Origin of the sequence: Polynucleobacter sp. MWH-Loch1C5 (assembly GCF_018881775.1) — a bacterium.
Classification (GTDB): domain Bacteria; phylum Pseudomonadota; class Gammaproteobacteria; order Burkholderiales; family Burkholderiaceae; genus Polynucleobacter.
Map to the genome: position 1 here is coordinate 293,403 of NZ_JACVPR010000001.1, position 25,713 is coordinate 319,115.

Below are 25,713 nucleotides of genomic sequence, written 5' to 3' on the forward strand. Positions count from 1 at the left end.
TCTTAACCTTGATCTCCACCGCCAACCGGCAGTACCGTCCCGGTTATATAACTTGATTCATCTGAGGCCAAGAAAAGAATGGCATGGACTTGTTCATCAATTGATCCATACCTATGCATCAAACTAGATTCTATTGTTTGATCAACAATGCCTTGATACCAAATTTCCTCTTGTTTCGTCATAGGATTTTTATTCCTTGGTATACGACGAGGTGGCGCTTGTGTACCCCCTGTGGCAACAGCGTTCACACGGATTCCATTTTTAGCCTGCTCAAAAGCCAAACTTGCAGTCATAGCATTTACCCCGCCTTTAGAAGCTGAGTATGGGATACGATAAATTCCTCGGGTTGCAATCGATGAGATATTCACAATATTGCCTGATGCCTGGCTTATCATTTGAGGCAAAACAGCACGACAACACCATAGAGTTGGTAATAAAGAGCGTGTAACTTCCGCCATGATTTGCTCTTCAGAATACTCTTCAAAAGGCTTAGCCCAAATAGTCCCGCCCACATTATTAATAAGCACGTCAATTCGACCAAACTTTTTGATTGCAAATGCAATTAGCTTTTTTGCGCCAGCGAACGTTTCTAGATCACAAATACAATATTCACCACTACCCTTGTTAAGTTTTATTTTTTTTACAACATCCTTAACTAAATCTGAGCGATCAGCTAGTACTACTTTGCCACCTTCGCTAGCGATCGCAATAGCTACACCTTCCCCAATACCCTGGGCAGCCCCCGTGACTATGACAACCTTATCTTTAAATCGCAACTTTTTACGCATTTCTTAAACTCCAGATGCAGTTGCAGAAAATTTTTCAAATAAGAAATTTGCAGGTTTAATACCTTCACGATCTAGCCAAGTTTTCACAGCATCAACCATAGCAACGGGGCCACATAGATAAATATCTACATCTCCAGCGTTCAGCCAGTCTGCCTCAACATGCTGGGTTACATAACCTTTTAGACGGTGCTGACTATCTTCGGCGGCAACACATGTTTTGTAATCGAAATTGGAAACCTGAGACTTAATTCTCTCTAAAAAATCTAATCCAACCAAATCGATATCGTTTGTAACACCAAAAACCATTTTTACCGGGTACTTAGAACCAGTCTTTGCTATCACATCTAGCATTGATAAAAATGGTGCAATTCCGGTACCTCCCGCTAACATCAATATAGGTCTAGTGATGGGTCTTAGATAAAAACTACCATATGGGCCACTAAAACTAATTGATTGACCAAGATTAGATTCGTCTGACAAATATGAACTCATCTTCCCATTAGGCACATTTCTAATAACGAATGAAGCGACTGAGCTTCCTGGTGGGGAACTAAATGAATATGAGCGAGTTTCTTGTGTACCTGGAATCTGAACATTCACATACTGTCCAGGCAGGAAATTTAATTTTTCTGGCTGTTCAAGCTTTATAGAAAAACTAATGGTTGATTCTGAGACTTTATTTAATTCGGAAATAACACCTGGAAATTGACCTACCGATGTTTTGCAGACTTCCGATGAAGCTGGAATCTTAATGACACAATCAGATTTTGGCTTCATCTGACAAGCCAAAATATATCTATTTGCAGCATCCTCAGGTGTCAGAGCATCTTCGATATAGCTTGACTCAGGCAAATCATAGTCACCCGACTCACATAGACCACGACATGTGCCACAAGCTCCATCACGGCAATCTAAGGGGATATTAACTTTTTGACGATATGCAGCGTCAGAAAGCTTTTCATTTTCATTACAGTTAATAAAACATGTAACGCCATCTTCAAATTGGAGTGCAATGTTGTAACTCATGGCTTTGCCTTAATTAAATGTGATAGATATCAATTACTTGATGGATATAGTCATTCTTAAGAACTACATATTTGTTCTTAATTAAAGGCTTATCTGAAGAAAAATCAATGACATAACGAGACATACCAAAGTATGTATAGTTTGTCTTGTATCGATGACTAAATGTGACCCAATTGAAGCGCACTGTTAAAACATCACCATCACGCTTTTCAATTTCGACATTATTAATATTATGGCTAGTTCTAGTGTCAGGCATAGTTGCACTAGAACGCTCAGTTTTTATTCTGAAGATACGATCTTCAAGCCCTGCACGACTAGGGTAATAAATTAAAGAAATTTCCTCCTGAGGATTAGTCACCAGACGATCATCATCATCCCAACTGGGCATCCAAAACTCGACATTTTCATCATAAAGAGTTAACCACTCATCCCATTGCTCATCATCAAGCAAACGACTCTCGTAATATAAGAACGCATTAACATCAGCTATGTTGATATTTTTCATGATCTCACCTGCTCATCCTTTATTGCCTTTTTCATCACCTCAAGCCAATATCGATGCTGTACGGTATAGAGGCCCTCATCTTCGGTCTTCACACCACTCATTACTGGTTGTAAGCCAATTTCTTTAGCTGCATCATCTGGTCCATCAATCCAGTGCTCCGCACCTCGACACATATCATTCCATTCAAGGGCTTTGCCCATAAAACCTTGTTGGCATGCTCTAAATTCTTCAAGATCATCTGGTGTTGCCATACCACTAACGTTGAAGAAATCTTCATATTGACGAATACGTCTAGCACGAGCCTCTGCAGACTCCCCTTTAGGGGCTATACAGTAGATAGTGACTTCTGTTTTGTCGACTGCAATGGGTCGCAAAAGACGGATCTGCGAACCAAATTGATCCATCAAATAAACATTTGGATATAGGCAAAGATTTCTAGATCTTTCAATCATCCAATCTGCAACCGGTTTTCCGAATTTTTCTGCAAACTCTTGATGACGAGGATAATTTGGCCGATCTTCTGGATTAGCCCATTTAGTCCATAGCAGTAAGTGACCGTGATCAAAGGCATAAAAACCACCCCCTTGTTTACCCCACTTGCCCGCATCCATTGCCTTGATATTGTCTTGTCTAGCTTCTTGCTCTTTACGGCGGTTAGTAGTAGCAGCATAGTTCCAATGAACTGCGGAGACGTGATAACCATCAGCGCCATTTTCAGCCTGTAATTTCCAGTTACCCTCAAAGGTGTAAGTAGATGCGCCCTTGAGAACTTCTAAACCATCTTTTGATTGATCAACAATCATATCGATAATTTTTGCAGCCTCACCTAAGAAAATCTGTAAAGGCGGTACATCAGGATTCAAACTACCAAACAAAAAGCCACGATAACTCTCGAAACGCGCAACTTTCTTTAGATCATGAGAGCCTTCTTTATTAAAGCATTCCGGGTAACCAGCTTCTTCAGGATCTTTTACTTTTAGCAATTTGCCGTTATTGTTAAAGGTCCATCCATGAAATGGGCATGTATAAGTTGCCTTATTACCTCGCTTATAGCGACATAATTGAGCCCCTCTATGACTACATGCATTAATGAATGCATTCAATTTACCTTCGCGATTTCTCGCGATAAAAATTGGTTGGCGACCGATATGAGTCGTATAGTAATCATTGACATTAGGAATTTGACTTTCGTGAGCAAGATAAATCCAATTGCCCTCGAAAATATGTTTCATCTCTAACTCAAATAATGCTTCATCAGTAAAAGCGCTACGATGTAAACGATAGTCGCCTTTCGCCTTGTCTTCCACTAAAAATTGATCAATAGTTTTTAGTGTAGGTGTTGTATCTGGGTGAATTGGAATCATTACATTCTCCTTTTTGATATAGGTAGGAGTTACACTCCCACCTATACAGCTAGTTATGCTGCTGCACGAATACGATCTACTAAACCTGATGCAGCCTTAGGCTTCTCTTCAACAAGATTGATATCAAAATCAATAGATGCAAACGGCTTTTTGAGATTACGTTTAGCCAACTCTGCAGCATCATTGATACGCTTAACCGGTGGAACCAAACCTTCACGACTAGCAAAGGCAAAATCATCCCAAAGATACTTATCACCATCTATGTTGATTTGTGTTGTCAGCTTTCTATGACCAGGTGCAGTTACAAAAAAGTGTACGTGTGCAGGTCGATTACCATGACGGCCCAATAGATCTAATAAGGCCTGTGTAGAGCCATCTGGTGGGCACCCATAGCCATTGGGCATAATGCTCTGGAAGCTGTAACGACCCTGTGAATCAGTAACAATCGTACGACGCAAATTAAATGCTGACTGTGTCTGATCAAAATACGAATAGCTACCTTTGGTATTAGCATGCCAGACCTCAACTTTTGCATTAGGTAGCGAATTACCTTTTGAGTCATATACTGTACCTTGCATAAACAAGGTTTCTGCAATATCAACTTCTGTACCGTCATCTAATCTTGCAAAGCCCACTGATTCAGGTGCGCCAGCAACATACAATGGGCCTTCAATGGCGCGCGGGGTACCACCAGTTAAGCCAGCTTTAACATCTGCTTCATCAGCACGCATATCAAGAAAACGCTCAAGACCAATGCCTGGCGCTATCAGGCCAAGCTCATGACGCTTACCTGCTTCTTGAAGATATTCAAGACCTTTCCAGAATTCGGTTGCAGAAATGTCAAGATCCTCAATCGCCTTACAAAGATCAGCAACAAGACGTAGTACTATCGCTTGGACTCTTGGGTTAGCAGGTTTATCGGCTGCGTCCACAATCCAACTTTTAACTAATGCATCAATTTCAGTGTGTTTCATTTTTTCTCCTAGAGAATTGTTTGTTAAGTTCAAATAGCTACTAATTCAGAGTTATTACGTAAATAAATTTATTTGTCTCCCTCCCTCACAGAAGAAGGATGACGACAAATAGGCATCACCTCAATTTGCATATAAGGAAATAATGGCAAGTTAGAGAGAATTTGATGAAGTTCATCGACGTCAGTCACATCAAAAATGCTGATGTTTGCGTATTGACCTGCGATACGCCATAAATGGCGCCACTTTCCCTGCTCTTGAAGACGTTGAGCATATTCTTTTTCAGTCTGCTTAATTTTCAGAGCTTCCTCATCGGACATTCCTTGAGGAAGATTCACATCCATACGTACATGAAATAACATAGTGAGCTCCTATACAGAGATAGCCTGGATCGTGTCGCTGTAGCCCTGAGCACGACGGAAAAAATTGATCTTTTCGATATCTAAATCGATACCTAAACCCGGCTTATTCGAAACACTTAGGCCAAAATCACTGTATGCCAATGGTTCTGTCAGAATTTCTTCAGTGAGTAGCAAAGGTCCAAATAGCTCTGTGCCATATGACAAATCAGTAAATGTTGAAAATAGTTGTGCAGATGCGGCAGTACCAACACCACCCTCTAGCATTGTTCCGCCGTACAAGGCAATGCCTGACATGTGCGCAATAGTTGCAACTTGCATAGCGGGAATCAAACCACCTGACTGTGTAATCTTCACCGCAAAGACGTCAGCTGCAGAATGAGTAGCAATCTGATAAGCATCTAACGGACCATGCAACGCCTCATCAGCCATTATTGCAACTGCAAAACGCTGGGCTAAACGTCCAAGACTGGCACGATGCTCTGCTTTCACAGGCTGCTCAATCAGATCAATACCACCCGCTTCTAGAGCAGCTATTCCTTTGACTGATTGCAGTTCAGTCCATGCTTGATTAACGTCTACACGAACACTGACTTTTTCACCTAGTGCTTTTTTGATATCAAGGACATGCTTAATATCAACCTCAAGAGGCTTAGCTCCAATCTTGAGCTTGAAAATATTGTGTCGCTTTTTATCGATCATTAACTCAGCTTCAGCGATATCTTTACTAGTATCACCACTTGCTAGCGTCCAAGCCACTGGAAAACTGTCACGCACACGACCACCTAGAAGCTCACTGACGGGGATACCTAACCTCTTACCTTGAGCATCTAATAAAGCAGTTTCAATTGCACATTTAGCAAATCGATTGCCCTGAACAATTTTTCTAATCTTGTTCATGACTTTGCCAACTTCACTAGCGCGCATACCAATTAATAAAGGCGCAATATGAGTATCAATATTAGTTTTTATACTTTGTGGGCTTTCTTCACCATAGTTCAAACCTCCTATGGTTGTAGCCTCGCCCCAGCCCACGATTCCATCACCACAAACCACCCTCACCAAAACTAGCGTCTGAGTATTCATGGTCGCCACAGATAGCTTATGTGGACGAATAGTCGGTATATCGACTAGAATGGTTTCTACATTTTTAATCATATCTATTTTGTATAGTGGATGCGTTATAGTTACGATACGCCCGCTAAAATAGGGTGTCCAAGACTGATTTAGTATCTTTTTGATACTTGAAAGGTATAAAAATGGAATTACGCCATTTAAAATATTTCATTGCGGTTGCTGAAGAAAAAAACTTCACACGCGCCTCAGAGCGCTTATTTATTGCGCAACCGCCCCTAAGCCGCTCCATACAGCAATTAGAGGATGAGCTGGGTGTCGCCCTATTTGAGAGAGGTTCTAGACCGCTGAAACTCACCCAGGCAGGTGAATTCTTTTTTGCACATGCGCAAGAATTACTGAATAAATCTAAGGAATTGAAATCGATGACTCAGAGAGTTGGGCAAATCAGCAAAACACTCTCTATTGGCTTTGTAGCCTCAACCATGTACGGCAAGTTTCCTAAAATCATTCGACTTTATCGCGCAAAATACAGCACCGTTGATCTTAATCTCATTGAAATGAGTACGATGGACCAACTCAGAGCTTTAAAAGAAGGCAATATTGATGTTGGATTTGGACGTGTACGCCACGAAGACTCTAATATCCGAAGAATTATTTTGAGAGAAGAAAAACTGATGTGTGCTGTGCCGATCGGGCATAAATTACTGGAATTACAAAGAGCTGTTAGTGCTCAAGATATGTCCGAAGATAATCTTATTGTTTATCCCAAAAATCCCAGACCTAGCTTTGCCGACCAAGTTCTTAACGCATTTAGAGACAGAGCTGTAGAACCCAAAAAAATTACCGAAGTCAGAGACTTACAAATCGCCATTGGATTAGTAGCTGCCGGAGAAGGTATAGCTGTTGTTCCTCGAAGTCTACAAGGCATGAAACGTGATGATGTCGTATACCTTGAACTCAATGAAAAACATGCCGTATCCCCAATCATTATGAGTGTCAGAGCCATGGATAAATCACATGAAATTCAAGATATGTTGAATCTAATCTATGATATTTACGATGAGGAAGGGATTCCACATACCAAAGAATCCCTCTAATGCTGTTATGAATAATGAATAAAATCAATCCGCCTTAATCTGAGCTTTTCTAATTATTTCTGACCAAAACTTATCTTCTTTAGAAATAAACTTCTGTGTTTGTTCAACAGTAAGCCCCATACCCTCAGCACCAATAGTATCAAAACGTGTTTGTATATCAGAGTCTTTCAGTGCAGCAATAAATGCGGCATTCATCTTTTCAATGATTTGCTTAGATGTTCCCGATGGCACAAATACTGCAAACCAAGGAGATACTTCGTAGGCTGGAAGACCAGATTCTGCAACCGTTGGGACATTCGGCAAAGATTTTGAGCGTTTTGCTGTTGTGACAGCGATAGGTTTTAACTTACCAGATTGAATATGCGGTCTCGCAGATGTAATACTGTCAAACATGTAATTGACTTGCCCACCAATGACATCAACCACTGCTGGAGAACTCCCTTTATAAGGAATATGTTGAATATCAATTTTTGCCATGGATTTAAAGACCTCACCAGCCAAATGAATAGATGTTCCATTTCCTGCTGATGCATAGGTCAACTTACCAGGATTAGTCTTTGCAAGGGCAATCACTTCACTGACCGATCCAGAGTGTAGTTGGCCAACTTGAGTTACCAAAACATTAGGTACCACTGCAAGCACACTGACTGGACTAAAGTCTTTTTTCGGGTCATATGACAGTTTGCTATATAGGTACTGATTGGTTACCATGCCAATAGAAGTAATTAAGATAGTATGTCCATCATTGCTAGCCCTAGCAACGAACTCAGATCCAATATTTCCACCAGCTCCTGGCTTATTTTCGATAATGAATGGTTGCCCATAGCGCGCCGACAACTTCTCTCCTAGAGATCTAGCAATTACATCCATAGCCCCACCAGCAGGAAACGGCACAATCCATCTCACAGGTTTATTAGGCCAATCGGATTGTTGGGCATGAACCGTTGTTATGGATAAAAAAGCTGTTATAGCAAGAATTAATCGAATGAATTTCATATATAGCTCCAGTAAATAAAGGCATTTCAACAGCTTCAGCTCTGTATGGCTAATACTGTTTATGTCTCAGATTCATACTTGAAGGGTATTGATATTTAGATATCAGAACCTATAAAAAATACCTAGGCCAGATATTCGCTTACAAGCTCATGCCAAACGTGAGCTGCAACATCAATGTTCTTATCATTAAAGTCATACCCCGGGTTATGCACCATGCAGGCTCCCATAGGCTCACTAGCAGAACCATTACCAATCAAAAAGTAACAACCAGGAATTTTTTCCAACATGAATGCGAAGTCTTCACTACCAGTTAGTTGCTGGCCCTGGGCATCCACATGACTTTGACCAACTACTTTCTCTGCAACGGCTAATAAAAAGCGGGTCTCTGATTCTGAGTTAACTAATACCGTGTAACCATCACGCCAATCTAACTCTGCAAGAACATTAAAACTATCAGCTTGAGCTTTAATAATTTTAAAAATTCTATCTTTTAGGATAGTTCTAGACTCACTATCTAATGCACGAATACTTATTTCAAGTAACGCTTCGGAAGGAATTACGTTATTAGCATAACCAGAATTGAAAGCTCCCACCGTTATTACAGACGTATTTAATGGGTCAATATTGCGAGAAACAATAGTTTGCAGAGCCATAACAATTGAAGAGCCTGCAACTACAACATCAGTCGCTTTATGCGGAAAACCACCATGTCCACCAATACCGGTTAATCTAACAGTGAGATAGTCGCTAGATGCCATCATTGGTCCTGGACGAGTAACGATCTTACCTTGTGATATACCGGGCATATTATGGAAAGCAAAGATTGCATCACATGGAAATTTCTCGAATAAGCCGTCAGCAATCATTGCTTTTGCTCCACCCGCGCCCTCTTCAGCAGGCTGAAAAATTAAATTTACAGTTCCATTAAATTTTTTTCTCTCTGCAATGATTTTTGCAGCAGCAAGCAAAGAGGCAGTATGGCCGTCATGACCGCAAGCATGCATCTTACCGATATTCTTGCTTGCCCATGGCAAGGAGGTGGCCTCTGTTATTGGTAAAGCATCCATATCAGCACGTATGCCAATTGCCTTAGATCCATTACCAATCTTTAATTGACCAACTACGCCAGTTCCACCAATACCAGTAGTGACTGTATATCCCCATTCATTCAGTTTTTCTGCCACGAACTTAGCCGTTGTAGTTTCTTCAAAAGCCAGCTCAGGATTGGCATGTAACTGGCGCCGAATTTCTACAAACTCAGTTAGGTCAATATCTAGTAGCGTCATCTGAAAAACCAATTACTGTGGTTGTAAGCCGATATTTTTTGCAATACCTCTAAATTGATTAATGCCATCGCTATAGTTCTTTGTAACTGCAGATAGAGGTAAGGGCTGGGAAACAATCAAACTATTCGCTTCAAGTCCTGTTTTTACAGTTGGGTCTGACAGGGTAGCGGTCAAAGCCTTATGTAGTCTCTCGACAACAGCTTCGGGAGTATCTTTCTTAACAAAATACCCTGTCCAAATTGAATGCGTGAAATTTTTTAGAGACTTGCTTTCGGTTATTGCTGGATATGCTTTTGTACTGGGTAGACGCTCTTTATTTAAAATTGCCAAAATTTTCAAACGGCCTTGAACATGAAACTCTTCGTATGTTTTAGTAAAGGGGCCCAAAAACATATCTACCTGCCCTCCAATCAAATCTTGATTTGCGGGAGCTGCACCTTTATAAGGTACATGAGTCATTGGAATTCCAGTCATTTTGGATAACTGCTCACCGATCACGTGATAATAGGAACCCGTGCCAACACTGGCGTATGTTACTGGTTTACCCGCTAATGCTTGTTTTTTTGCATATTCCAAAAACTCATCGACATTCTTTACTGGAATATCTTTTCTGATTAAGAAAGCAATTTGTGCATGGCCAATTGTCTGAACCAAACGAAAATCTTCACTTACAAATTTAATTGCAGAATTAGCTAATGGACCCAATATCAACTCATTGGGGGAGCCTTGAAATAAATAATATCCGTCTGCAGGAGAAGCTAAAACTTTTTGAGCGGCTATTCCACCACTTGCACCACCCAAGTTTTCAATAATGACAGGCTGTCCAAGCTGCTTGCTTAGCGGATTATTAACCAATCGCGCAATCACATCAGACAAACCGCCAGCAGGATATGGAACCATCAGATTCACTGGTTTATTTGGGAAATTTTGTGCTGCAGCAAATGTACTTATAGACATCAGCAGAATTACCAAAACTCCTCTTAATTCTTTAAACATTTTCACCCCCTATAAATTCGATGAGTAATATTGGCACTTGTTTTTCTTGATGTCTAATGCATAATAAGTCAATGAATAATAATTTTTACTTATAGCTAATCAGGGGTTACCATGACTCTCACACAACTCAAACACTTGGTGACCCTTGTAAAAACAGGCTCTTTCGTCAAAGCATCCGCAAGCCTGCATATCACTCAGCCCGCTCTGACACGCAGTATTCAAGCACTAGAAGACTATCTGGGTGAGAGTATTTTTGATCGTTCTGGCAAAAAAATAGAGCTGACGAACTTCGGCATGGAAATTTACATGAAAGCGATTCAGCTTATCGAAGATGCTGAAAATATCAAACAAAGTGCCTCAAACCTAGTTGAAGGTAAGCAAGGAAGAATTCACATTGGTTTAGGGTCTGGTCCAGGCGTTATCTTAATGCGGCCATTACTGAAATATATGGCAACGAATCATCCGAGTATGCATTTAGAACTCATCCGTGGAAATACCGAAATGCTGACCAACTCGTTACGTATGCGAAGTTTAGATGTAATGATTGTAGATGCCAGATCAATAGAACCTGCCGAGGACCTAAGCATTGAAATACTGGCCGAAACCAAGGGGGCTTTTATGTGTAGGCCCAACCACCCTTTAGCCAAATCCAAAGCGGTCACAATTAATGATATTCGTCAATATCCAATCGCATCAAGTCCCTTGAGCGCAGAAATTGATCGGATCCTTAGTGAAAAATATGGCAGTCAAGCATCTCTGAGAAATCTCATTAACCTTAAGTGCAATGAAATATCTAGCTTGATTGACATTTGTCGTGAAACCGACACGATTGCCCTTGCTATTCGTAAAGCTGCTCCTGATCTCGTAGAACTCGACATGCTTCCGCCACTGAATACAAACGCGAAATTTGCTTTTGTAACGATACAAAATCGTAGTCATCCTCCTTTTTTAGAAAAGATACATAATTTTTGTAAAGCGCAATTCAAGGATTAACCCTAGCTAACTATGCATAAAAAGCATATTGATAGTTATACAAACTCATGATTAATTAGGTTCATTACTTATCTAATATACCTACTAGGTATTAATTACAGACTAACTTAGTCTTGGACTTAAGCAATACAACTAACTAACCTTCTCTCAACGCAAAGTCACAGTGACTGGCGATTGAAAAAAGGATTAATTATGAAAAAGTTAGTGTTAGTTGCAGCTACAGCTCTGACCTGCTCAGGCGTAGTCTGCGCACAAAGCAGTACTGTATCTGTTTATGCAAGGGTTGATAACGGTGTTAGAACATTTAGTGGTCATGCTGGCGGACAAAGTGCCGATCTTTATCACAGCGCCTTGGGTGGTAGCCGTTGGGGTTTGAATGGTCATCATGACTTAGGTAACGGTATGAAAGCCGGTGCGGTCCTAGAAGGAACAATCGCGAGTGATACTGGTGGTACAGCATCAATTAACGGCTACGAGAGAGTTTTTGATCGTCAATCTTTTGTTTACTTATCAGAAGAAAAGTGGGGCACTGTGAAACTCGGTCGAGACAATACCTTTGGTCTTGACGCTCTTTTTTCTGGCGCATTAGATGTGGCGGGACTTTTAGATGCCGCCAAAACAAATGCCGTAATTGGCAGTGCTTATGGGCCAAATCCTTTAACTTCAATGTACTCAACAACACGTGGCACACGTCGTTTGGATAATGTTGTTAAATATACAAATACAAAAGGTGACTTTAACTATGGCTTAGCTTATGCATTCGGCGACACAAACGGTGATGTCAAAGCAGGTAGTACCCAAAATGCCATCTTAGGTTATAAAAAAGATAAATTAACAACTGTCACCACATACCAAATCACCAATGATCCTTCAAATAAAAAAATGGATATTTGGAACATTGGCGGTCGTTACAACTTTGGTAAAGTTTCAGGCGTAGCTGCATATCATGTTCTCAATGCAGATGCTGGTTATAACCCAAAAATTGTAAACACCCCGGGTACAGCTGGCGGCACACCAGAAAACGAACCATACTTTCTAAACGTTTTAACTGGCACAGCCAATCAGGGTAAAGTTAACGTGGCTAACGTTGGCTTCGCATACAACTTCAAACCTCAGTGGACTTACACATTGTCTTACTACAATGTTGACCAAAAAGAGGGTGTAAAAGTTGGTAAAGTTGATTCGTACATTACTCACTTGCAATATGACATGAATAAATTTGTCAGCTTGTACGGTATTGTTGATTATCAAAAAGCAAAAGAAGGTTTAAAAACAACAGCTGCTGGAGCTTCAGGCGACCAGCTAGCATTCACTGCTGGTGTTCGTGTGATGTTTGATGCATCAAAGTCGTTCTAAGGTGTAGTTTCATCAATGAGAGTCTTAGGATTCTCATTGATGATTTTTCGTTAGGGCTTTTATGGAGCTTTAACGAAAGATTAAAAATAAATTAGATTGACAGTAGTATTTGTTGTAACTAGAATGAAATTTGATATCGGGAGAGACCACTTGTTGGCGCCGAAGGAGCAACCGCCCCGGAAACTCTCAGGCAAAAGAACCGATATCTGATTAAAAACTCTGAAGAGTCTCTGGCAATAAACGTCGGCTAGAGTACCGCAGGAGCAAGCAAGTTTACTTGCGAATCTCTCAGGTCCAAAACAGAGGGGGCGCACATTAGAAATTTCTAGTGCGCTCAACCCCTTTGGCGTTATGGAGCTATTCATGAAAAACTTTGTAGTTATTGGTGGTGGCATTACAGGTGTCACAACTGCTTATGCTTTGGCAAAACGTGGTTATCAAGTCACATTACTTGAAAAACACAGATACAGCGGTATGGAAACATCTTTTGCAAATGGCGGACAGTTATCTGCCTCCAATGCCGAGGTATGGAATCATTGGAGCACGATTTTGAAGGGCATAAAGTGGATCTTCAAAAAAGATGCCCCGCTTCTTATCAATATGAAACCATCTTGGCATAAGATTTCTTGGTTTGCCGAATTCATGGCGGCTATACCGCAATACGAAAAGAATACCGCAGCTACCGCCAAGCTAGCTATCGATGCCAGGAAATATCTTTTCCAGTGGGCACAGGACGAGGGCATTGATTTTGATTTAAAACGTGAAGGTATATTACATATCTATCGCGATAAAGCTGGTTTCGATCATGCAGCGAAAGTATCTACTCTTCTAGCCAAGGGTGGATTAGAGAGACGCTCACTATCTCCGCAAGAAATTATCGAAATAGAACCCACTCTTTCCGGAAAGTATTATGGTGGCTACTATACCGAAAGCGATTCTACTGGTGACATTCATAAGTTTACGTATGGCTTATCACTGGCTGCCGAGCAAAAAGGTGTAAAGATCATTTATGACTGTGAAGTCCTGAAGGTGAATTCTGATGGAAACACTGTAAAAGTCACTATCTCTAAAGAAGGTGTGACGGAAGAGCTCAATTTCGAGAATGTTGTGATTTGTGCTGGCATCGCTAGTCGATCTCTAGCCGGTCAATTAGGTGATTATGTGAATATTTATCCAGTCAAAGGCTACTCAATTACAGTCAATCTACAAGACGAACAAAGTCAACTCGGAGCTCCAACAGTCAGCTTACTTGATGACGAAACAAAACTAGTCACCAGTCGTCTTGGATTGCATAGATTCCGTGTTGCAGGCACTGCAGAATTTAATGGTGTCAATCGTGACATTAGAGCTGATCGAATTAAGCCACTTATTGATTGGGTAAATCAATGTTTCCCTAAGGTAAGTACACGTTCAGTAGTGCCATGGGCCGGCTTAAGACCGATGATGCCTAACATGATGCCCAAGGTCGGTCCAGGATCAAAACCTAATGTTTTCTATAACACGGGGCATGGGCATTTAGGCTGGACTTTATCAGCGGCTACTGCAGAAATGATCGGGGAGATTATTGAATTAAGTCATCGAGAAAAAAATATGCTCTCAAACACTCCCATCATTCAAGTAGTTTAGATGCATATTGGGTATAGGCTTGAGCCTATACCCTGCCTAATCTCACTGAAATCGAGTCAAGATTAACTAGCCTTGAGAGCCTTTAAACTAGAGCAGATCTGAAGTTAACTGGAGGCGGGACCCGGAATCGAACCGAGGTCAACGGCTTTGCAGGCCGCTGCATAACCACTCTGCCATCCCGCCAGGGATTTGAAATAAAAAGGGAAGCTGGGCTTCCCTTTTTGTTGTTTTTTTGGAGCGGGAAACGAGTCTCGAACTCGCGACCTCAACCTTGGCAAGGTTGCGCTCTACCAACTGAGCTATTCCCGCATCGACAAGACCGCTACTATAGCATAAATTTGCTTTTTAGCCAAATTGCCTAGAGCTTATCTGTCTTAGCTTTGATCAAAGGCCAGGCTTTCTGTAGGTAGTAGAACATCGACCAAACAGTCAATAAAGCCGCTAACCAGATGAGGGGCTTACCGACTGTTTTCGTATGAAACCAATCGAAGAGCACATCATTAAAGAGTAAGAATGGGATAGCTACCATTTGGGCAGCGGTCTTGAGCTTGCCGACAAAATGGACAGCAACACTACTGGAGGCGCCAATCTGTGCCATCCATTCCCTGAGTGCGCTGATGGTGATTTCTCGGCCAATAATGATGGTTGCCACCCAAGTCTCTACACGATCAAAGTTCAGCAAAGCAAGCAGTGCAGCCGCCACCATTAATTTATCAGCAACGGGATCCAAAAAAGCACCAAAGGCACTGACCTGCCCCCATTTTCTGGCTAAATAACCATCCAACCAATCCGTCACAGATGCCGCCACGAAAAGCACCGTAGCCCAAAAGTTCTTATCCTGCATAGAGAGAACGTCTTCAGGCAGATAATAAATACCCACCAACAGCGGAATAGCTGCAACACGCGTCCAGGTCAGGAAGATAGGTAGATTAAATGGCAAAGGAGTCTCTTTCGCTCTAATGCCGCAAGGATAACGCATCCTTAGTGAAGTTGTTTATATATTTGCTCAGCCAAAGCTTTTGAAATACCTTCTACTTGCATGAGTTCTTCGACCGTTGCATTGCTCACACCCCGCAAGCCGCCAAAACGGGCCAAAAGCTTTTGACGTCGCTTAGCACCGATACCTTCAATCTCTTCTAACCTAGATACATTTCGTGTTTTTTGTCTTTTGGCTCGCATGCCGGTAATGGCAAAACGATGCGCTTCATCACGGATCTGGGCGATCAATAATAAAGCTGGGCTTTCTATACCCAAGCTCAGGGATGCTCGCTCATCAGCAAAAATCAGGGTTTCCAATCCAACTTTTCGCCCTTCGCCTTTAGCAACTCCCACGATCATCTGAATATCCAGACCCAATTGCGTAAAGACTTCCTTAGCCACGCTCACTTGCCCCTTACCGCCATCGACCAAAACCAAATGAGGTTGCTTATCAATGGGTAGTTCCTGGAAATTAGCATAGCGCCGAGTCAGCACCTGACGCATTGCCGCATAGTCATCACCGGCTTCAATATCGTTAATATTGAAACGTCGATACTCCGAACTTTGCATAGCGTTTTTCTGATAGACCACACAGGAAGCTTGAGTGGCTTCGCCCGAAGTATGGCTCACATCAAAACACTCCACACGTAAATCGTCAATATTCTCAATATCTAATTGCAGAACATCAATCAATGCCCTGGTTCTGGCTTCCTGTCCTGTAGTTTCTGCTAAGCGCTTCGTTAATGCCAACTCGGCATTTTGTTGAGCTAAGGTGAGCCAATGCTTTTTTTGACCTTGGGCTTGCTTGAGCCACTGCACCTTCTTTTGCGCTAACTGTTCAAATTGCTCATGAATCTCCTGCCAATGAGGGTCATCATGCTCAGCATCAATTAGCATGACCTTTGGAATCAAAATACGCGCATGTTCTTCATCACTTAAATAATGCTGGGTAATAAATGCCTGTAGCACTTCTGTAGGTCTTGGCAAAAACTCACCAGTAATTCGACCCATTTTTGGAAAGTACGCCTTATCCCCCAAATGACGCCCACCACGGACCATGGCCAGATTGACACAAGCCATCGCTCCTTGCATAGCGACAGCGAGAATATCAACATCCCCCTCACCTTGAGCAGTGGCATCCATCGATTGCTGCTGAAGAACAGTGGCTAAATCAGCAATACGATCACGAATCTGGGCAGCTTGTTCAAATTCCATGGCTTGACTATGTGCATACATGGCGGCTTGCATATCTGCCATAACGCTCTGATGATTTCCTTCCAGAAAATCCATAGCTTTAGCTACATCAGCGCTGTAGTCTTGCTCATCAATTAAGCCAACACAAGGCGCGCTACAACGCTGAATTTGATGCAGCAAACAAGGTCGACTACGATTTTTGAAAATCGTATCTTCGCAAGTTCTGATACGAAATACCTTTTGCAAAATTTGAATACTCTGGCGTACTGCCCATGAGTTAGGAAAAGGTCCAAAATAGCGGTGACGTTTATCCACTTTGCCACGATAGTATGCTAGACGTGGGTATTGATGGCCGGTGAGCATGACATAAGGATAGGATTTGTCATCTCTAAAAAGAATATTAAACGGTGGGCTCAACTCCTTAATCAGATTATTTTCTAGAATCAAAGCCTCGGTTTCAGAACGCGTGACCGTGACTTGCAAAGTCACAATCTTTTGGACCATGCGCTCAATACGAGGAGAGGCGTGATTTTTTTGAAAATAACTACTGACACGCTTTTTTAAATCCTTAGCCTTGCCTACGTAAAGAATCTGTCCATCTTCTGCAAAAAAGCGATATACGCCGGGCAAGCCAGGTAACTTTTTTACTTCAGCAAGCAAATTGTCGGAAAATGAAGTCATGCGTTGGGATATATTTTGCAAGATTATCGACAATTATGGGGACGCAGGTGTTTGTTGGCGCCTGTGCAAAAGTCTCCTTGCCTCACCGCATTCTGAAGCAAGTCGTAGGATCGAGCAAATACGCCTTTTTTGCGATGATTTAGAGGTATTACAAGAACTTCAAGACAAAGTTATAGAAAACGATCCTGCGAGCACTCTTGAAGTGCTGGCCTGGGACCAAGCTAGCGCCCATCATGCACAAAAGGTCGACGTTGTCATCGAGGCTTTTGCCTGTGAATTACCCGCAGCCTATGTTCGTCATCTACGGCAAGATGTCGTATGGTTGAATCTTGAATATCTAAGCGCGGAGGAATTCGCTCTGTCGTCTCACGGCATGGGCTCACCTCAAAACAGTGGCCAGACTAAATTCTTCTACTTTCCAGGCTTCCTGCCTGCATCAGGTGGCCTCCTTCATGGTACCCCCTATATTCACAGGCAAGGCCAGCATCCTTTAGCGAAGGGCTCGAATTACCTAGCGCAGTTTCTAGAAAAACTCTCGCCGGACAGCAAAAAAGTATCCGTATTTCAATATCCAAGTAGAGACTTATCTGCCTGGCTAATGAATCTAGATCAACTCTGTCAATCTCGCGGGGAAAGAGTGGATCTAATACTCTGCGCTGGGCAAAAATTAGATATGGCCCTGCAACATATCGATACCCATCAACTGCCCATGCTCTCACAGTACGACTATGACATCTTGCTGCAAAACTGTGATCTTAATTTGGTGCGCGGGGAAGACTCATTCGTTAGAGCGCAGTTAGCCGGACGGCCCTTCATTTGGGATATCTATCAGCAAACTGATGGTGTACATCTACAAAAACATGCGGCTTTCTTTGCTTTATTCAGCCAATACTGCCCCAAGCCCCTATTACCAGCGCTACACGCCTTGCATCACTATGAACTGCCTAAGCATTGGTGGCAGCTGCTGCCAGAGCTCAATCAGCAGGCCCAATCATGGGCACGCTATTTATTGGAGCAAACGCCGTTAGAGGTTAAAATACAAGACTTTGTGAAAACTCAGGAAAACATGCGATGAAAATTGCTCAAGAACTACGTGCTGGCAATGTGATTTTGGTTGGCGGCCAACCTTTGGTCATCCAGAAGACAGAATATAGCCGCTCAGGCCGCAACGCTGCCGTTGTGAAAATGAAATATAAGAACTTAATCAGCGAAGCCCCTGGTGAAGCGATTTATAAAGCAGACGATAAATTCGAAGTGGTCATCCTTGATCGCAAAGAATGTACTTACTCCTATTTTGCTGATCCTATGTATGTTTTCATGGATGCTGATTACAACCAGTATGAAGTCGAACAAGACAATATGGGTGATGCCCTCCACTATCTCGAAGATGGTATGGCTGTTGAGGTTGTTTTCTATGACGGTAAAGCGATTTCTGTTGAGCTACCGACTATCGTTGTACGTGAAATCACTTACACAGAACCTGCCGTTAAGGGCGACACCAGCTCAGGTCGTGTGTTGAAATCTGCCAAGATTGCCACAGGTTATGAACTCCAAGTTCCTCTGTTCTGCAATACTGGTGACAAGATTGAAATTGATACACGTACTGGTGAATACCGTAGCCGTGTTTAAATCAGTTTTCTTACTCTTCAATAAAACTGATTGAATACAAGAAGATAGCGCCAGATTTAGCCATCAGGCGCCAATCCAAGCACTAAGCCACCTGATGAGGTGGCTTTTTTTTCAGCTAAACCCGCCTACAGACATCAAATAGTGCTATTGTGAGTCATTACTCTTAGGTAGCCATGGATGCAATATAAAAACGTACGGGAATTTCTGATTGAGCTCACTAGCTCGACCATGGACCACGATCAGATTAGTCAGGTCCTGGCTAATTTACAGTCAGAAAATCCAGAAGACTATCGCTCGATCATTACTGATGCATTTAACTATGGTGTGAAAAGTATTATTGTGGGTAACTTGAATCTTTTACGCAAAGTGAGTGGCTATCCAGCACTGACTGCCTATCAAGAAAATCTACTGATGAGCTTTTTAAAAGCCTATCACCAAAATGATGGGCATAGCGATCAATCACGCAGCCATCACTACTACGCAGATATGCAAATTTACTTTTCTTAGCTTAGTTTTTTAAGTATTGCTTAATTTGTGCACTACTTAATTCATGTGCGCTGTATTTTTTAAGTAACTCACAAATTAAGTCCAGGTTCTGGCTATGTTGATAGACACGCCAGACGTCGTACACGACCCCGGGACTCATCTCTACAAATGCATCTTTATTAAGGCGTTGCTTACAGTCACGCATCAAGACATTGAGCGCCTGACAGGCTCTAAGGTAATGAATCAAGCGTACACGTGTTAACTGATAAGTCAGGGCTCGTTCATCAAGCCATTGGACTTTGGAGCGGTGCGAAAAACGCCACAATCTCAAGCTCTCTGTACGAGAATCAGCCTGATATGTCTTGTACCACTGCGGTAAATCGAACCAATAGTAGGGCATATCAGGAATGTATCTAATTGCCCAGCAATAGGTATCGCTCTAGTCAAATACCCCTACTACTTCTAATAATATCTAGAAGAATTACTTGCGAGCGAGGATAGTTTCCTCAGAGATAGACTTAAGAATATTGAGCAGTTCATTCGGCAAGGTATGAATGGTGCCCTTGAAGATCGTTTTTAGTTCTGGCACATACTTGCCAATTTCTTCACTGCCATAAAAGGCCATCGACCAATTACCAAAGCGACGCTCACTGATCTTCCGAGCATCTAGTACCTGAATGTTGCGGTGGCGCGGGTCCCTCATGATGGACTCCCAAATCGGCAAGAGAAAGCATGCTCGACCCTCAATAATTTGGCCAAAAATGCCATTATCAAAAAATAGCACGCCAGTGACTTGATGATCTTGATTACGGTTAGAGGCTGTATCCAAAAGATTCATGAGGGCTAAAACACCCATCTGTTGCGTCGCCTCACTCACATAGCTGATTTCGACTAAATCATCTTTTTGTGTTTTAAGTGTGGCGTAAACAGAATCAGGCGTGTAGGACATGGTCTTTTTGATTTAAATGGTATAGACAAATACTAATGCCCTAACCATGACTTATGTCTTACAAATGGAAATAAAAAATCATATAAAACAATGATATGGGTCAAACCAATCACAGTTTTTACAGTGAAAACGACATAGATTACTGTTCTAATTGACCTTTTTCTGACTTAGACAAGATGTGCAGTGAGGAAAAAAAACCTGCAGAACATCTGCAGGTGAATCACAAGCCTTGGGCCTGTGAGGAGACATCTGCGAAATACCACGGATCCCATGCACATCGTCTACTCATACTGCACGATCTGACGATGGCTTGCGGATTTTCTCTCCCTGTTATCTCTCACGCACAGATTAGTCTTGTTTAGATCAAATTTCAAGGTAAAGACAAGATCAACTTTTTTGTTCAAGACCTACTTAGACAAAGTAAGTTCGAAAAATGAATCGCTGCGCTAAAAAAAGATTTTTATCAATCTTATCGTCTGTATTTAATCAGTATTTTTTGTAGAGCTGCGATGCGAAGCTAAGACATGGCTGATGCATGCCTCAGACAAAAAAGAGTACCCCAGCGCTTTACTCAGTTATTTGTTCAATCAAGCAATCAATTGCAGTTCTCGCAGAAGATCTTTAGCGGATCGGTATTCTGCTTCCTTTTGCAACTGAGCCCAATCTAGTTTGCGGCTTGGGAATAAGCGCGCTACACGTGTGCGACTCTCTTGATAAGCCTTGGCATCATAAGGAAGATCGGCTAAGAGTTGATCGGCTAAGTCAGGTCGATTGCAAATCAAAACTTGATCACATCCAGCTTTTAGAGCAGTCTTTGCGGCCTGCACCACACTACCTGCGACGGAAGCTCCCTCCATCGATAGATCGTCACTAAAAATGACGCCTTTAAATTGCAATTGCTTCCTGAGAATATTTTGCAACCAAATCTTAGAAAAGCCCGCGGGCTGACTATCCACCTTGGGATAAATGACATGCGCAGGCATCACCGATGCCAGACTCAAGCCTAGATATTCGTAAGGCTTTGCATCGGCTGCCATGATTGTTTTTAAGGCTCGCTCATCCACTGGTATGGCCACATGAGAATCTGCTTCTGCCCACCCATGGCCAGGAAAATGCTTGCCACAATTAGACATGCCCGCTAACTGCAGACCATGATTCAGACTTTTTGCCAGAGCAAAAACAATCGCAGGATCACTTCCAAAGGAGCGATCACCAATTACTGCACTTCGCCCATAATCCAAATCTAAAACAGGCGTAAAGCTAAAGTCGACACCACACGCTAGTAATTCGCTAGCTAACACATAGCCACAAGCAGTTGCGGCACGCATCGCTAGAGCAGCATTATCTACAGGACTTTTTTTATTAGCACGAGACCAAATATCTCCTAAGCGACGCATCGCTGGCAAATGGGTAAAGCCATCTGTGCGGCAACGTTGGACCCGACCTCCCTCATGATCAATGCTAATTAAGACATCCTGTCGTATCGCTTTGATGGCCTGCGTGAGTTGGGTGAGTTGTTGACGGCTCTCGAAATTTCGCCCAAATAAAATCACGCCGCCCGTTTTGGGATCCAATATTCTGCGACGATCCGCATTTACCAAGTCTTTTCCAAGAACATCAAGAACCACAGGACCAGGGGCAAAATCTAAAGCCTGAGTACGTTTTGGCATTCAGCTTCCTTATTCATCATTTATCTCTATCTTTACCCCAACATATCTTCAGGGCGCGTCACACCACTCACAATGGGGGTTCCATAGCTCACCACCACAAAGGCAATCGCCATATCCTTCTCATCACTAATGGATACTTGAGCGTGATAGTGGCGCTCTTCCATAAAGGTTTGTAAACGATCTCTGTAATGAGCAACGGGTTTGCCGCTGGCGTCGTTTAAAGTTTGCATATAACGCCAAGACATTGGCATACGCATACCCAAACCAATGGCTTTAGAAAAGGCTTCTTTGGCAGCAAAACGTGTCGCAAAGTAAGCCATGCCACGTGATTCATTACGAGCCATACGCTCATGAAAAACACTGAGCTCCTCTGGACCCAAGATCCGTTCTGCTAAACGCCCCTGAGTGCGTTGATAGCTCGCCACCAAACGGGGAATTTGTAAAATGTCAGTACCTATACCAACAATCATTGATCACCCAATTTGAGTACAGCTTCTTGACGTGCAGCCAACATAATCGCCTTCATATCCGCAATGGCAGCCTGCCACCCCTTAAAAATAGACTGCGCCACAATCGCATGCCCAATATTTAATTCTGCGATTTCTAAGATTTTGGCGATCGGGCGCACATTGTCCTCAGTCAAACCATGCCCCGCATTCACTTTCATGCCCAAAGACTGCCCTAAACGAGCCGCCTCATGGATGCGCGATAACTCTTGCTCCTGCTCTGCGCCTTGAGTATCGGCATATCGACCTGTATGTAACTCAATCACTCGAGCGCCAGCTTGATGGGCTGCTTGGATTTGCGCTGCATCAGGGTCAATAAAAATAGAAACCGTAATACCTGCATTTTGAAGTTGTTGTGTGGCACTGCGCACTTGCTCATAGTGACCCAGAACATCTAAACCACCTTCTGTAGTGACCTCTTCACGCTTTTCAGGAACTAGGCAGACATCATGAGGCTTCACCTCACAAGCAATCTTTAACATTTCTTCAGTAATGGCACACTCAAGATTCATACGAGTTTGAATATGAGGACGTATTGCCCATAAATCAGCATCTTTAATATGGCGACGGTCTTCACGCAAATGCAAAGTGATTAGATCAGCCCCATAACGCTCGGCCAGAATAGCTGCTTGCAATGGATCAGGATAGGCAGTGCCACGAGCGTTACGCACCGTAGCCACATGATCAATATTGATACCTAAATCCAATTGTGAATATTTCGTATTCATGAAGCAATTATCCAACTTTTATATCTTTTTTAAATCAATCAAAATTTGGCGAGTCATCATGTCATGATCAGGCAAATGACAGGCTAGTAAAAAACGAATCAAGCTTTTACTTTGGCTCAAAGTCTTCGGGTCTGCATAATCATTCTGGGCCATGGCTAACAAATGCTCACCATCCATAATGGGCCAATGAGCGGGATCATCGGGATGCCAAACACGAATACCCCGCTCTGGCTGGTAAACATATTGCTGGCCCTGCTCAGGTGCACCCTGGGTATCAGCACAATAATCGAGCGCCGCAGCAAAACCCGTCTCTTTAAATAGAGTGAGCTCAAAGGGGCGCAAAATCGGTTCTAAATCGGTCGGATCCTGTCCCAGTAATGCAATGGTCTGGGCATAGGCATCATAAAGATTCTCATGGGGATCTTCCCGGGCAATAAACTTGACTAAAAGTTCGTTGAGATAAAAGCCACACAAGAGCGCATCCCCGATCAGAGGTGGTACGCCACCTAACCATTCTGCCTTGGTCATGGTTTTGAGCTCACTCTTACCCGACCAAGAAATGGCCAAAGGCTGAAAACGCTGCAATACAGGTCTTAATACAGAATGTGGGCGCTTCGCACCCTTGGCAATCAGAGCCATACGGCCATAGCTGCGCGTGAATACATCCAAAATGAGGCTGGTTTCCTTATAAGGAATACTATGCAAGACAAAAGCAGGTTCATCGAGCACACGCACTGCCATAACAATCTACTCTAAACCTTGCTCACGCAAAATTGTTCGGTCATCCGCCCAACCACTTTTTACCTTGACCCAAGTCTCTAAAAAGACTTTACCGTCAAATAACTTTTCCATATCTTGACGGGCCTCTGTAGAAATACGCTTGAGTTTCGCGCCCTTCTCACCAATGACCATCGCCTTATGACTCTCACGATCAACCAGGATCGTCGCGGCAATTCTTCTTAAACGCCCATCTAACTTAAATTGATCAATCACGACCGCACTGGCATAAGGTAACTCATCGCCAGTGTGACGAAAGACTTTTTCGCGCAATATTTCAGCCGCCAGAAATTTCTCACTACGATCTGTCAGCATATCGGGATCATAGATAGCCTCTTGCTCAGGTAGATACGTCTCCAAGCAGGTCAGTAGGCGTTGAATATCATCAGCGTTTTTTGCAGACAGCGGGATAATTTCCTGAAAAGAAAACTTTTCATCCATCTCTCGCATAAAGGTAAAGAGTTTTAAATCGCGATCGTCTGGGCTTTGCGCACTGGCAGCAAACACATCTAACTTATTAGCCAGTAACACAACAGGAATATCTTTAGGCAATAACTCAAGCACCTGTTGATCAGCAGGACTCCAATAACCAGACTCCACGACAAAACAAATCACATCGACATCGGCCATGGTGCTACGCACTGTGCGATTCATGGCCTTGTTCATCGCATTGCCATATTTGGTCTGAAATCCTGGGGTATCCACCAAAATAAACTGGGCCGTCTCGGTCGTCTGAACCCCCAAGATACGATGACGCGTGGTTTGCGCTTTACGCGAAGTAATACTGACCTTTTGTCCTACGAGAGCGTTCAAAAGCGTCGATTTACCTACATTAGGACGCCCGACTAAGGCGACTGTGCCACAACGAAATGTCATGATTCCTTTGTCTTGAGTGTGAGATTGAGTTGATCATCCTGTGGGTTGGCGGGAGTGACGACGGAAGTCTTTTTGCTAGCTTTAGTTTTTCTGGGCTTGCGTCCAGTCTGGGGGATTGCCTTTTGCGCCGCATCCAAAGCCAACTTGGCCGCCGCTTGCTCCGCAGCACGTCGTGATGCGCCCTGTCCAGAGACCGTGATTTTCAGAGAGACAATCGCGCATTCAACTTCAAATTGTTGGTTATGAGCAACCCCCGTGGTAGCAATCACGTTATAAACAGGCAAAGGCAACTGATGGCCCTGCAAAAACTCTTGCAACAGGGTCTTGTCATCTTTACCCAAAGTTCTGGGATCGACATGCTCCAAGATTTGGCTATACCACTTACGTAAAACTTGGCGCGCTGCATCAAAGCCCGCCTCTAAGAAAATAGCCCCAACAATGGCTTCGAAAGTATCCGCCAAGATGGAGGGTCGCTTAAAGCCACCGCTTTTTAGCTCACCCTCACCCAAACGCAGGGCATCTGAAAGTTGTAAGGCTTGGGCAATCTCATAGAGAGCTTGTTGTTTTACCAAGTTAGCCCGCAGGCGAGATAAATCGCCCTCATCTAAATCACCATAGCGCTCATAGAGAATTTCAGCGACAGCGCAATTAAGCACCGAGTCCCCTAAAAACTCTAAGCGCTCATTATTCTTTTTACTGTGACTACGATGCGTGAGTGCCTGCGTAAGTAATTCAGGTTTTTGAAATTGATAACCTAAACGCTCTTGCAAGAGCTTTAAGTCAATCATGGTGCGCGAGC

The 25,713-nt window shown here is 42.8% G+C and carries 27 protein-coding genes, 2 tRNA genes and 1 riboswitch; of the genes, 7 read left to right on the forward strand and 22 right to left on the reverse strand.

Annotation, left to right across the window (positions count from 1 at the left end; all coding sequences use genetic code 11):
- Positions 1 to 2: 2 nt before the first annotated feature.
- The 7 genes from ICE94_RS01465 to ICE94_RS01495 all read right to left on the reverse strand — a co-directional run bounded on the left by ICE94_RS01465 (position 3) and on the right by ICE94_RS01495 (position 6,171).
- A complete protein-coding gene (locus ICE94_RS01465) occupies positions 3 to 788 on the reverse strand; it encodes a 1,6-dihydroxycyclohexa-2,4-diene-1-carboxylate dehydrogenase (protein WP_216147813.1) in 786 nt (261 codons plus the stop codon).
- A 3-nt stretch (positions 789 to 791) separates the two neighbouring features.
- On the reverse strand, positions 792 to 1,814 hold the full coding sequence (gene benC / locus ICE94_RS01470; protein WP_216147816.1) for a benzoate 1,2-dioxygenase electron transfer component BenC: 1,023 nt from the start codon (positions 1,812 to 1,814) through the stop codon (positions 792 to 794).
- A gap of 13 nt (positions 1,815 to 1,827) precedes the next feature.
- The gene (gene benB / locus ICE94_RS01475) at positions 1,828 to 2,319 is read right to left on the reverse strand and encodes a benzoate 1,2-dioxygenase small subunit (protein WP_216147819.1); all 492 of its coding nucleotides are present in this window, start codon (positions 2,317 to 2,319) and stop codon (positions 1,828 to 1,830) included.
- Positions 2,316 to 3,683 carry a benzoate 1,2-dioxygenase large subunit gene (gene benA, locus ICE94_RS01480; protein WP_216147821.1) on the reverse strand — a complete coding sequence of 456 codons (1,368 nt, stop codon included), beginning with the start codon at positions 3,681 to 3,683 and terminating at the stop codon, positions 2,316 to 2,318. The genes benB and benA overlap by 4 nt, the downstream gene beginning before the upstream one ends.
- Before the next feature lie 53 nt (positions 3,684 to 3,736).
- Positions 3,737 to 4,657 (reverse strand): catechol 1,2-dioxygenase, encoded by a 921-nt coding sequence (catA, locus tag ICE94_RS01485; protein ID WP_216147824.1) that lies wholly within the window; start codon positions 4,655 to 4,657, stop codon positions 3,737 to 3,739.
- 68 nt (positions 4,658 to 4,725) lie between these two features.
- Positions 4,726 to 5,016: a muconolactone Delta-isomerase gene (gene catC / locus ICE94_RS01490; protein ID WP_216147827.1), complete on the reverse strand. Its 291-nt coding sequence runs from the start codon at positions 5,014 to 5,016 to the stop codon at positions 4,726 to 4,728.
- A gap of 9 nt (positions 5,017 to 5,025) precedes the next feature.
- Positions 5,026 to 6,171 (reverse strand): muconate/chloromuconate family cycloisomerase, encoded by a 1,146-nt coding sequence (locus ICE94_RS01495; protein ID WP_216147832.1) that lies wholly within the window; start codon positions 6,169 to 6,171, stop codon positions 5,026 to 5,028.
- A gap of 101 nt (positions 6,172 to 6,272) precedes the next feature.
- On the opposite strand from ICE94_RS01495, the gene ICE94_RS01500 reads away from it, so the two are divergent.
- Positions 6,273 to 7,187, forward strand: a complete 915-nt coding sequence (locus ICE94_RS01500; RefSeq protein WP_216147835.1) for a LysR family transcriptional regulator — start codon at positions 6,273 to 6,275, stop codon at positions 7,185 to 7,187.
- 24 nt (positions 7,188 to 7,211) lie between these two features.
- Here the strand turns inward: ICE94_RS01500 and ICE94_RS01505 are convergent, their stop codons facing one another.
- The 3 genes from ICE94_RS01505 to ICE94_RS01515 form a co-directional block, all read right to left on the reverse strand.
- Positions 7,212 to 8,183, reverse strand: a complete 972-nt coding sequence (locus tag ICE94_RS01505) for a tripartite tricarboxylate transporter substrate binding protein (RefSeq protein ID WP_216147839.1) — start codon at positions 8,181 to 8,183, stop codon at positions 7,212 to 7,214.
- A 122-nt stretch (positions 8,184 to 8,305) separates the two neighbouring features.
- A complete protein-coding gene (locus ICE94_RS01510; RefSeq protein WP_216147842.1) occupies positions 8,306 to 9,469 on the reverse strand; it encodes a M20 aminoacylase family protein in 1,164 nt (387 codons plus the stop codon).
- A 12-nt stretch (positions 9,470 to 9,481) separates the two neighbouring features.
- Positions 9,482 to 10,465: a tripartite tricarboxylate transporter substrate binding protein gene (locus ICE94_RS01515; RefSeq protein ID WP_216147845.1), complete on the reverse strand. Its 984-nt coding sequence runs from the start codon at positions 10,463 to 10,465 to the stop codon at positions 9,482 to 9,484.
- A gap of 111 nt (positions 10,466 to 10,576) precedes the next feature.
- Between ICE94_RS01515 and ICE94_RS01520 the strand changes: the two genes are divergently transcribed.
- The 3 genes from ICE94_RS01520 (at position 10,577) to ICE94_RS01530 (ending at position 14,440) form a co-directional block, all read left to right on the forward strand.
- The gene (locus ICE94_RS01520) at positions 10,577 to 11,458 is read left to right on the forward strand and encodes a LysR family transcriptional regulator (protein WP_216147849.1); all 882 of its coding nucleotides are present in this window, start codon (positions 10,577 to 10,579) and stop codon (positions 11,456 to 11,458) included.
- 192 nt (positions 11,459 to 11,650) lie between these two features.
- The gene (locus ICE94_RS01525; protein WP_216147852.1) at positions 11,651 to 12,814 is read left to right on the forward strand and encodes a porin; all 1,164 of its coding nucleotides are present in this window, start codon (positions 11,651 to 11,653) and stop codon (positions 12,812 to 12,814) included.
- 127 nt (positions 12,815 to 12,941) lie between these two features.
- Positions 12,942 to 13,026, forward strand: a riboswitch (glycine riboswitch).
- 151 nt (positions 13,027 to 13,177) lie between these two features.
- Positions 13,178 to 14,440, forward strand: coding sequence for a D-amino acid dehydrogenase (locus tag ICE94_RS01530; protein ID WP_216147855.1), 1,263 nt, complete (start codon positions 13,178 to 13,180; stop codon positions 14,438 to 14,440).
- A 109-nt stretch (positions 14,441 to 14,549) separates the two neighbouring features.
- Here the strand turns inward: ICE94_RS01530 and ICE94_RS01535 are convergent.
- From ICE94_RS01535 to uvrC, 4 genes are all read right to left on the reverse strand, one after another.
- Positions 14,550 to 14,623: transfer RNA gene (locus ICE94_RS01535), tRNA-Cys, on the reverse strand.
- A 50-nt stretch (positions 14,624 to 14,673) separates the two neighbouring features.
- Positions 14,674 to 14,749 (reverse strand) — tRNA-Gly (locus ICE94_RS01540).
- Between the two features lie 49 nt (positions 14,750 to 14,798).
- The gene (pgsA, locus tag ICE94_RS01545; protein WP_216147858.1) at positions 14,799 to 15,380 is read right to left on the reverse strand and encodes a CDP-diacylglycerol--glycerol-3-phosphate 3-phosphatidyltransferase; all 582 of its coding nucleotides are present in this window, start codon (positions 15,378 to 15,380) and stop codon (positions 14,799 to 14,801) included.
- 41 nt (positions 15,381 to 15,421) lie between these two features.
- Positions 15,422 to 17,293 (reverse strand): excinuclease ABC subunit UvrC, encoded by a 1,872-nt coding sequence (gene uvrC / locus ICE94_RS01550; protein WP_216147861.1) that lies wholly within the window; start codon positions 17,291 to 17,293, stop codon positions 15,422 to 15,424.
- Between uvrC and earP the strand changes: the two genes are divergently transcribed.
- The 3 genes from earP to ICE94_RS01565 all read left to right on the forward strand — a co-directional run bounded on the left by earP (position 17,292) and on the right by ICE94_RS01565 (position 19,429).
- Positions 17,292 to 18,368: an elongation factor P maturation arginine rhamnosyltransferase EarP gene (gene earP, locus ICE94_RS01555; protein WP_216147864.1), complete on the forward strand. Its 1,077-nt coding sequence runs from the start codon at positions 17,292 to 17,294 to the stop codon at positions 18,366 to 18,368. The genes uvrC and earP overlap by 2 nt on opposite strands.
- Complete coding sequence (gene efp / locus ICE94_RS01560) at positions 18,365 to 18,922, forward strand: elongation factor P (protein WP_216147868.1); 558 nt, start codon at positions 18,365 to 18,367, stop codon at positions 18,920 to 18,922. Before earP ends, efp begins: the two co-directional genes overlap by 4 nt.
- A 177-nt stretch (positions 18,923 to 19,099) precedes the next feature.
- On the forward strand, positions 19,100 to 19,429 hold the full coding sequence (locus ICE94_RS01565; RefSeq protein WP_216147871.1) for a hypothetical protein: 330 nt from the start codon (positions 19,100 to 19,102) through the stop codon (positions 19,427 to 19,429).
- Between the two features lies 1 nt (position 19,430).
- On the opposite strand, the gene ICE94_RS01570 is transcribed toward ICE94_RS01565, so the two are convergent.
- From ICE94_RS01570 to rnc, 8 genes are all read right to left on the reverse strand, one after another.
- Positions 19,431 to 19,808 carry a hypothetical protein gene (locus ICE94_RS01570; RefSeq protein ID WP_216147874.1) on the reverse strand — a complete coding sequence of 126 codons (378 nt, stop codon included), beginning with the start codon at positions 19,806 to 19,808 and terminating at the stop codon, positions 19,431 to 19,433.
- A gap of 81 nt (positions 19,809 to 19,889) precedes the next feature.
- Complete coding sequence (locus ICE94_RS01575; protein WP_216147878.1) at positions 19,890 to 20,357, reverse strand: BLUF domain-containing protein; 468 nt, start codon at positions 20,355 to 20,357, stop codon at positions 19,890 to 19,892.
- 587 nt (positions 20,358 to 20,944) lie between these two features.
- Positions 20,945 to 22,027: a beta-N-acetylhexosaminidase gene (nagZ, locus tag ICE94_RS01580; RefSeq protein ID WP_216147881.1), complete on the reverse strand. Its 1,083-nt coding sequence runs from the start codon at positions 22,025 to 22,027 to the stop codon at positions 20,945 to 20,947.
- Between the two features lie 32 nt (positions 22,028 to 22,059).
- Positions 22,060 to 22,497 carry a holo-ACP synthase gene (gene acpS, locus ICE94_RS01585; RefSeq protein WP_216147884.1) on the reverse strand — a complete coding sequence of 146 codons (438 nt, stop codon included), beginning with the start codon at positions 22,495 to 22,497 and terminating at the stop codon, positions 22,060 to 22,062.
- Positions 22,494 to 23,261 (reverse strand): pyridoxine 5'-phosphate synthase, encoded by a 768-nt coding sequence (gene pdxJ / locus ICE94_RS01590; RefSeq protein ID WP_216147887.1) that lies wholly within the window; start codon positions 23,259 to 23,261, stop codon positions 22,494 to 22,496. The genes acpS and pdxJ overlap by 4 nt, the downstream gene beginning before the upstream one ends.
- A gap of 18 nt (positions 23,262 to 23,279) precedes the next feature.
- Positions 23,280 to 24,002, reverse strand: coding sequence for a DNA repair protein RecO (gene recO / locus ICE94_RS01595; protein ID WP_216147889.1), 723 nt, complete (start codon positions 24,000 to 24,002; stop codon positions 23,280 to 23,282).
- 6 nt (positions 24,003 to 24,008) lie between these two features.
- On the reverse strand, positions 24,009 to 24,914 hold the full coding sequence (gene era / locus ICE94_RS01600) for a GTPase Era (protein WP_216147892.1): 906 nt from the start codon (positions 24,912 to 24,914) through the stop codon (positions 24,009 to 24,011).
- Complete coding sequence (rnc, locus tag ICE94_RS01605; RefSeq protein ID WP_216150829.1) at positions 24,911 to 25,699, reverse strand: ribonuclease III; 789 nt, start codon at positions 25,697 to 25,699, stop codon at positions 24,911 to 24,913. Before rnc ends, era begins: the two co-directional genes overlap by 4 nt.
- Positions 25,700 to 25,713 lie beyond the last annotated feature (14 nt).